This window comes from Micromonospora phytophila, assembly GCF_023656545.1.
Classification (GTDB): domain Bacteria; phylum Actinomycetota; class Actinomycetes; order Mycobacteriales; family Micromonosporaceae; genus Micromonospora; species Micromonospora phytophila.
Map to the genome: position 1 here is coordinate 1 of NZ_JAMOKF010000296.1, position 6,890 is coordinate 6,890.

The following is a 6,890-nucleotide window of genomic DNA, read 5'->3' on the forward strand; positions in this document are numbered from 1 at the left end:
CGCGCTGGGCGGCTGGCCCGCCTCCGGGGTGTCGACGCCCCCCGCCCCGCCGGCGGCACGGGCCGAGGCCGCCGCGTCGGCGGCCTAGGAGGGGGTACGGGCGCTGCGTCGGACCCGGGCCGGGGGGAGCCACGATCGGCTCAGCCGGCGGGACGGGTGACCCGCGCCGCCAACTTCTTCGGGGCGAGCAGGCAGTAGCTCTCGATGAGCAGCTCGCCGACCTCGGCCCAGTCGACACCGTCGTCGAGGACCATGCCCACGACGTCGGCGCCCCAGCCGGGCTTGAAGAACGGGTGACCGCTGGCGACGAGCGCGTGGACCTCGTCGACGGGCGCGCGGAACGTCAGCACGCAGGTCGGCTCGTCGGTCGCGGCGGCCTTGGCGTACGCCATCTGGTGGTCGGGGTCGACGGTGAGCACGTGGGCGAAGGTCCGCTTGCGGATCCGCCAGCGCACGCCCACCCAGGCCGGCTCCTCGTAGCTCTCCGGCAGCTCACGACACGTCGACCGGAACCGGTCGAGGAACTCCGACGGCACATCCCCGGGCGCGCTCACGCCCCGCACCGTAACCGCCGCCTCCGACACTCCTTCCGCCCGCGCCCGCCGGCGCTGGCCGACCGTGCGGTCGGCGGCGTCGTCGATCCGCGGTCCGGCCGCCGACCTCATCACCGACGGGGCGGTGCGACCGGCGGGCAGGAGGGGCCCACCGGCACCATCAGCCGGTGCCGGGCGTCAGGTGTGCGCCAGGAAGGACCGGGTAGCCCGGCAGCAGGGTCGATCCGAGGACGGCGGCTGTCTCCGCACGTCCGTGGCCGAGCAGCGACGCATGCACGCGGAGGGAGCGGGCGAGATGACGATGCCCTGGAACCAGCAGGACGATCCGCTGCACGACTCGGCGGAGGGCGACGCGGTGGAGCAGCAGCAGACGGTCGTCGACGATCCGGACGCCGACGCGACCCCGTCGACGCTTCCCTCCGACGCCACCGCCGCCGACGTGGCGGAGCAGGGCACCCCGGTGCCCGGTGAGCGGGACGGTTCCCCGCCGTCCCTGCCGCCGGACGCCAACCCCGCCGACGTCCTCGAACAGCGCCAGGCCCTCACGCCCGACGACGACGAGCGCCGGACGTGAGCCGCTCGGGCCGGCTCGATCACCGCACCCCGACCCGACGCGCGACCCTCCGACCGGGACTCCGCGGTCACCGTCGGGTCAGCCGGGCCCGGGCCGCGAGGACCGTTCGCAGGTCGTCGATGCCCGTGCCGGTCCTGGCCGAGACCGGGACGGCGTCGGGGTAGACGCGCCGCAGTGCGTCGACCCACTCCGGTGGCGCAATGTCGATCTTGTTCAGCACCAGCAGCTCGGGAACCTCGCCGGCACCGATCTCGTGCAGCACCCCGTGCACCGTGGTGACCTGGTCCAGCGCGTCGGGCGCCGACGCGTCGACCACGTGCATTGCCAGGTCGCTGCGGGTGACCTCCTCCAACGTCGAGCGGAAGGCGTCGACGAGCTGGTGCGGCAGGTGCCGGACGAAGCCGACCGTGTCGGTGACGGTGTAGGTGAGGTCGCCCGTGCTGATCCGCCGCACGGTGGGGTCGAGGGTGGCGAACAGGACGTCCTGGACCTGCGCTTGCGCGCCGGTGAGCCGGTTGAGCAGGGCGGACTTGCCGGCGTTGGTGTAGCCGGTGATCGACACCGAGGGCACCTGGTTTCGGGCCCGTCGGCTCCGGGTCCGCTCCCGCCGCCGGGCGAGCTCCGAGGCGTTGCGCCGCAGTCGGGTGGCCCGTTGCCGCAGCGTCCGGCGCTGGGTCTCCAGCCGCATCTCACCGGGACCACGCACACCGATCCCGGCGCCGCCGGCGACCCGGCCACCACCGACCCGCGACATCGCCCGGCCGTCGCCCCGCAGCCTGGGCAGCTGGTACGCGATCTGGGCCAGCTCGACCTGCACCCGGCCCTCGCTGGTGCGGGCGTGCTCGGCGAAGATGTCCAGGATCAGCGCCGTCCGGTCGACCACGCGCACCCCGACCCGTTCCTCCAGGTTGCGCACCTGGCCGGGGCTCAGCTCCCCGTCAGCGATCACCAGGTCGGCGTGGGCGTGCTCGGCCAGAGCGGCCAGCTCGTCGACCTTCCCGGAGCCGACATAGGTGGCGGGATCGGGCCGTGACCGGTTCTGCACCACCGCGTCGGCGACGTCGAGCCCGTCGGTGTCGGCGAGCCGTCGCAGCTCGGTCAGCGACGTCTCGCTACCCGGCCCGCTGTCGCCGTCCTCCTGGTGCACCGCCACCAGCACCGCCGTGGGGCGTTCCCCCGGCGCGCCGGCAAGGGCACCCAGCAACCACGATCCTGCCATCGTCCACCTCACCTCGTCTCGGTGCGATCCGATCTACCCCCGGCCCCGCCGACCATGCCGACGGCGGCCCGGCCACTTCGCGCCGCCCGGGCGACGAGCCCGGTGTACGACCGGTCGCCCGGTGGGGAAGGGACGATCCCGGGTCGGGACGCGCGCCCGCCAGCGCTGCTCGGTCCGCGTCAGCTCGTGTGCTGGCGCAGGATGGCGGAGGCGGTCCCGGTCAGCGAAGCCCCGGCCGCGGTCGCATCCAGCAGCCGCCGGTACGCCGGGCCGGCGGCGATGTGGTCCCGGTCCATGAGCACCCCGAGGGCTCGTTGGATGATGTCGCGGTCGCGCAGCGCGCCGGTCAGCCCGGCGAGCAACTGTTCGCTGCCGGGGTCCATCCGGGGCAGCACCGGCGTCGACCCGACGTCGTAACAGGCCTGGACACGCTGGATCAACAACCGCATGGCAGTGGCGTCGCGGGCGTAGAGGTTCAACGCGGCGACCGGTTCGCCGCTGCCGGCGAAGAGGGATATCGACAGCGAAGCGCGGACCCCGCACCGCCAGGCCACGTCCCGGAAGCCGGGCCACACCACCGCGCCCGTGACGTCGGGGACCCCGACCGTCCGCCCGGAGTGCAGGGCGACCAGGCAGGGACCGGCGTCCTCCGCGTACTGGGCGAGATCGACGGCCACGGCGACCTCGTCGCTGGCGGCGTGGGTCCGGTGGCCGTCCCCGGCGAGCCGGGTGACCGAGGCGAAGTCGACCGGGTCGGCGAGGTCCACGGTGAGCCGGACGATCGTGGTCAGCTGGTCCGGCAGTGCCGCCGAGTCGTCGGGGAGGCCGGCGAGGGTGAGCAGGGCGTCGGTCAGCTCGTGGGACGGCTGACCGGGCCAGCGCGAAGACAAGACTCATCTCTCCCGTCACGTGGGCCGGCCGGGCGGGACGACGGGTCGCCACGTCGACAGCCCGCCGCCTCGGACCGTGCCCCGGCGTCGGCGTGCCGAAACACCGGAATCGGACGGTCACATACCGGGCCTCCGCCCCAGGAGGGTGCAGCGGCGTCGTTCGGGAGACCTTCGGTGTTCCTGCCTCTACCCCGCACTCCGCTGGCCGACACGCGGGGTTCACCGTCGGGCGGGTGCTTTCCGGCCTCGCCGACCCGCAGGGAGGGGTCGACCCGCGCAGGTGGAGAGGCAGGTGACGGACGGCAGGGCTTCCGCCCGTCGGGACGCCGCCGTGCTCGACGCCCTGCTCCGGCCACCCCGCCCGGTACGATGGCTGCCGATGCCGATGCCGATCTCCACCGACCTCGGCGGGACCCCGGTCGCCCCGAACACCACCCGGACCCGCCCCGGAGCGGGCGGCCGGAAGCCGGTCACCCGCCGGCCGCTCACGGCGCCGCCGGCCCCCGCCTGGCCGTGAGCCACCTCCCGCAACGCGACCCGGTCGCGATCGCCCGCGCCGCCCGCCGGATCGAGCGCCTCCTGGTCCCGTACCACCGCGCCCGGGTACTGGGTGTCGACCGCATCCCACCAGGCCCGGCCATCTACGTCGGCAACCACAACGGCGGCTTCTACACCGGCGACACCTACCTGTTCGGGGCGGCGGTGTTCCGGGCCCGGGGGCTGGCGGACACACCCTGGACGATGACCCACGAGCTCGGAATCGCCCTGCTCGGCCGCTGGCTGCGTCCCCTCGGCGCGGTGTCCGCCGACCCGGCCACTGCGGCGGCCCTGCTGGCCCGGGGCGACAAGGTGCTCGCCTATCCGGGCGGTGACGCCGACGGCGCCCGCTCCTGGACCGAGCGCCGGCGCGTGGTGTTCGACGGGCGTGTCGGCCACGCCCGCCTGGCCGTCGCCTGCGGGGTGCCGGTCATCCCCGTCGCCGCCGCCGGCGCGCACAACACCGCCATCGTGCTGTACGACGGGGCCGCGGTGGCCCGCCTGCTGCGCACCCGGCGGTGGCTGCGACTCACCCGCTGGCCACTGCTGCTCAGCATGCCCTGGGGTCTCACCTTCCTGCCGGCCGTTCCCCACCTCCCGTTTCCGGCGCGTATCACCATCGCCGTCGGCGAGCCACTGCGCTTCGACCGCAGCGGCCCCGCGGCCGCCGCCGACAGCGGGTACGTCACCGCCTGCGCGCGCCAGGCCGAGGCGGCCGTCCAGGCACTCCTGCTGGATCTGCACGAACCACTCTGACGGGCACGCCGACCGACGGCCGGGCACCGCGTCGGTCACGCCGGCCGGGTGCCGATCCCGGCGCCACCGCCGCGCGACCGTGGACCGTCGCGCGTCGGGTCGAATGAGCCCCCCGTGATCGGGTACCGACACCGCCATGAACAGGGCACCCCGCACCGACCCGCCTGAGCGCCTGAGCGCCTACCTGCGGGGCGGCCGCGACCCTGAGCTGCGCCGCCGCCGCGCCGTGATCGCCCTGTCCCTGCTCGGCGCGGCCATGGGTCAGATCGTCGGCGCGTACCAGACGGGCCTGCTGCGGCATCTGCCCGACCCACCCGGCCCGTTCGACAGCGACCGCGTGGACGCCTCCGGGTACGCCTACTCGCGCCTCGCCAGCCCGGACTCACTCATGATGGTCGTCAGCTACGGGATCACCGCCTGGCTGGCCGGGGCCGGCGGCCGAGACCGGGCCGTACGGGCGCCCGCGTTGTCGTTGCTCACCGCGGCCAAAACGGCGGCGGACACCGTGGTCGCCATCGAACTGGGGCGCGAGGAGTGGCGCGACAACCGCGCCTTCTGCACGTACTGCCAGATCGCCACCGTCGCGTCGGCCCTATCCCTCGCGCTCAGCCTGCCCGAAGCGCGGCGGGCACTGCGTCGGCTGCGCGGCCGCTGACCGCCGCAGGCCCGCCCTCGCCCCTCGCGGGGCCGGTCTGCCGGCACGCCGTCAGCAGCCGACTCGACGGTACGGCGCGCCACATCGCGAGCACGTACGGGTTGCCGGGCGTGAAGTTCGGTATCGCGACGAGGGCCCGCGCTGCTGGGCTAGCCTCGGACCGAGGGCGACACCCGGTGTCCGGTGTCCCGAGTCGCCCGCACGTGAATCCGAGGCGGCCGGGCGGCACTCCGAGTCGGGGCGGACCCGCTCCCGGGAGGGCCACGGCGCGCTGCACCACCTGAGCGGCACGGACTCCACCGACGACCACCCCTGCCCGGTGTGCGACGGCGGTCAGGGCTGGCCCACCTCCACCGCGATCGTCCAGACAAGCGACATGGCAGTCCATGGCATGTTCGGGGGCGCACATGACGGCTCGGACCCGGGACGAACCCTGGCGGTCCACCGACTTCCGGCTGTTGATCGCCGGGCAGACGGTCACGCAGCTCGGCACCGATGTGACCGCGGTCGTCTTCCCACTGATCGCCATCCTGCTCCTGGACGCCACGCCGTTGCAGCTGGGCGCACTGGTCGCCGTCCAGAACGCCGCGTTCCTGCTGGTCGGGGTCCCGGCCGGGGTCTGGTTGGACGGGCGGCGACTCCGACCGGTGCTGATCGCCACCGACCTCGTCCGGTGCGCCGCGCTGGTGACCGTCACCGTGGCGGCCGCGCTGTCCCAGCTCACCCTGCCGCTGCTGCTGGCGATGGCCGCGGTGCTGGGCGTGATGCGGGTGCTCTTCGACATCGGCCATCAGTCCTACCTGCCAACCCTGCTGAACCGGAAGGATCTGTTGCAGGGCAACTCCGCGGTGGAGGTCGTCCGGTCGTCCGGACAGGTTGCCGGCCCCGGTCTGGGCGGGTGGCTCACCCAGCTGGTGGGTGCGACGAACACGCTGCTGGTCGACGCGGTGAGCTTCCTGGTCAGCGCCGCCTGCCTGGCCAGGATCAGGGCGAGCGAGCCGACGCCACGGCACGCCCGGCGGTCCGGGATGGTGTCCCAGGCCCGCGAGGGGTTCGCCGTCGTGCTCCGGAATCCGGTCCTGCGCGCGATCGCCGCCACCAGCGCCGCGTCCAACCTGCTGTTCACGGCCGCCACCGCGTTGATCATCCTGTTCCTGGTGGACACCGTCGGGTTCCGTCCCGGTACGGCCGGGATGCTCATGTCCGCCGCCCCGGCCGCGGCTCTCCTGGGCGCTGCCGCGGCCGCCCGGCTGGCACGCCGGATCGGCTCCGCCCGGATCATCTGGCTTTCGCTGGCGGTGACCAGCCCCTTCAACCTGTTGATCCCGCTGACCGGACCGAACTGGGGCGCCGCGTTCTTCGTCGCGGGCATCGTGGGCGGCGGGATCGGACAGGTCATCTACGGCATCTCCCAGGTCACCTACCGGCAGGCGATCGTGCCCACCCGGTTCCTGTGCCGGGTCAACGCCAGCATGCGATTCCTGGTGATGGGCGCGCTACCGCTCGGCGGTCTGCTCGGTGGCGCTTTGGGTGAGGCGATCGGCATCCGCGCGACCCTCCTCGTCATCGGCGTCGGCCTCACCCTGGCGCCGATCCCGCTGCTGCTGTCCCCCCTGCGACGCGTGCGCGACCTCGACGAGCTGACCGCGCCCCGGCCTCCGGGCACCCCGGCCGACAAGCCCCGGCGCCGCAAGCCGGGCCGGCC

The 6,890-nt window shown here is 74.3% G+C and carries 8 protein-coding genes; 5 read left to right on the forward strand and 3 right to left on the reverse strand.

Going from position 1 to position 6,890, the window contains the following annotated elements; translation table 11 throughout:
* Positions 1–140: 140 nt before the first annotated feature.
* On the reverse strand, positions 141–554 hold the full coding sequence (locus NCC78_RS25205; RefSeq protein WP_250797494.1) for an MmcQ/YjbR family DNA-binding protein: 414 nt from the start codon (positions 552–554) through the stop codon (positions 141–143).
* 295 nt (positions 555–849) lie between these two features.
* Here NCC78_RS25205 and NCC78_RS25210 point away from each other — a divergent pair, with 295 nt between their 5' ends.
* A complete protein-coding gene (locus tag NCC78_RS25210) occupies positions 850–1,128 on the forward strand; it encodes a hypothetical protein (RefSeq protein WP_250797495.1) in 279 nt (92 codons plus the stop codon).
* A gap of 67 nt (positions 1,129–1,195) precedes the next feature.
* Here the strand turns inward: NCC78_RS25210 and hflX are convergent, their stop codons facing one another.
* Positions 1,196–2,347 (reverse strand): GTPase HflX, encoded by a 1,152-nt coding sequence (gene hflX / locus NCC78_RS25215; RefSeq protein ID WP_250797498.1) that lies wholly within the window; start codon positions 2,345–2,347, stop codon positions 1,196–1,198.
* Between the two features lie 179 nt (positions 2,348–2,526).
* Positions 2,527–3,237 carry a GAF and ANTAR domain-containing protein gene (locus tag NCC78_RS25220; RefSeq protein WP_250797499.1) on the reverse strand — a complete coding sequence of 237 codons (711 nt, stop codon included), beginning with the start codon at positions 3,235–3,237 and terminating at the stop codon, positions 2,527–2,529.
* A gap of 292 nt (positions 3,238–3,529) precedes the next feature.
* On the opposite strand from NCC78_RS25220, the gene NCC78_RS25225 reads away from it, so the two are divergent.
* The 4 genes from NCC78_RS25225 to NCC78_RS25240 form a co-directional block, all read left to right on the forward strand.
* The gene (locus NCC78_RS25225; RefSeq protein WP_250797501.1) at positions 3,530–3,754 is read left to right on the forward strand and encodes a hypothetical protein; all 225 of its coding nucleotides are present in this window, start codon (positions 3,530–3,532) and stop codon (positions 3,752–3,754) included.
* Entirely contained in the window at positions 3,751–4,530 is a 780-nt protein-coding gene (locus NCC78_RS25230; protein ID WP_250797502.1) for a 1-acyl-sn-glycerol-3-phosphate acyltransferase, read from the forward strand. The genes NCC78_RS25225 and NCC78_RS25230 overlap by 4 nt, the downstream gene beginning before the upstream one ends.
* A gap of 136 nt (positions 4,531–4,666) precedes the next feature.
* On the forward strand, positions 4,667–5,185 hold the full coding sequence (locus tag NCC78_RS25235; RefSeq protein ID WP_250797504.1) for a vitamin K epoxide reductase family protein: 519 nt from the start codon (positions 4,667–4,669) through the stop codon (positions 5,183–5,185).
* Between the two features lie 407 nt (positions 5,186–5,592).
* Positions 5,593–6,890: MFS transporter (locus NCC78_RS25240; protein ID WP_250797505.1), on the forward strand; the 1,298-nt coding region annotated here is incomplete at its 3' end.

What these genes read in the sequence shown, in the direction of transcription:
- NCC78_RS25210 (WP_250797495.1), top strand. Translation starts at nt 850, where the DNA reads ATGACGATGCCCTGGAACCAGCAGGACGATCCGCTGCACGACTCGGCG.
- hflX (WP_250797498.1), bottom strand. Translation starts at nt 2,347, where the DNA reads ATGGCAGGATCGTGGTTGCTGGGTGCCCTTGCCGGCGCGCCGGGGGAA.
- NCC78_RS25235 (WP_250797504.1), top strand. Translation starts at nt 4,667, where the DNA reads ATGAACAGGGCACCCCGCACCGACCCGCCTGAGCGCCTGAGCGCCTAC.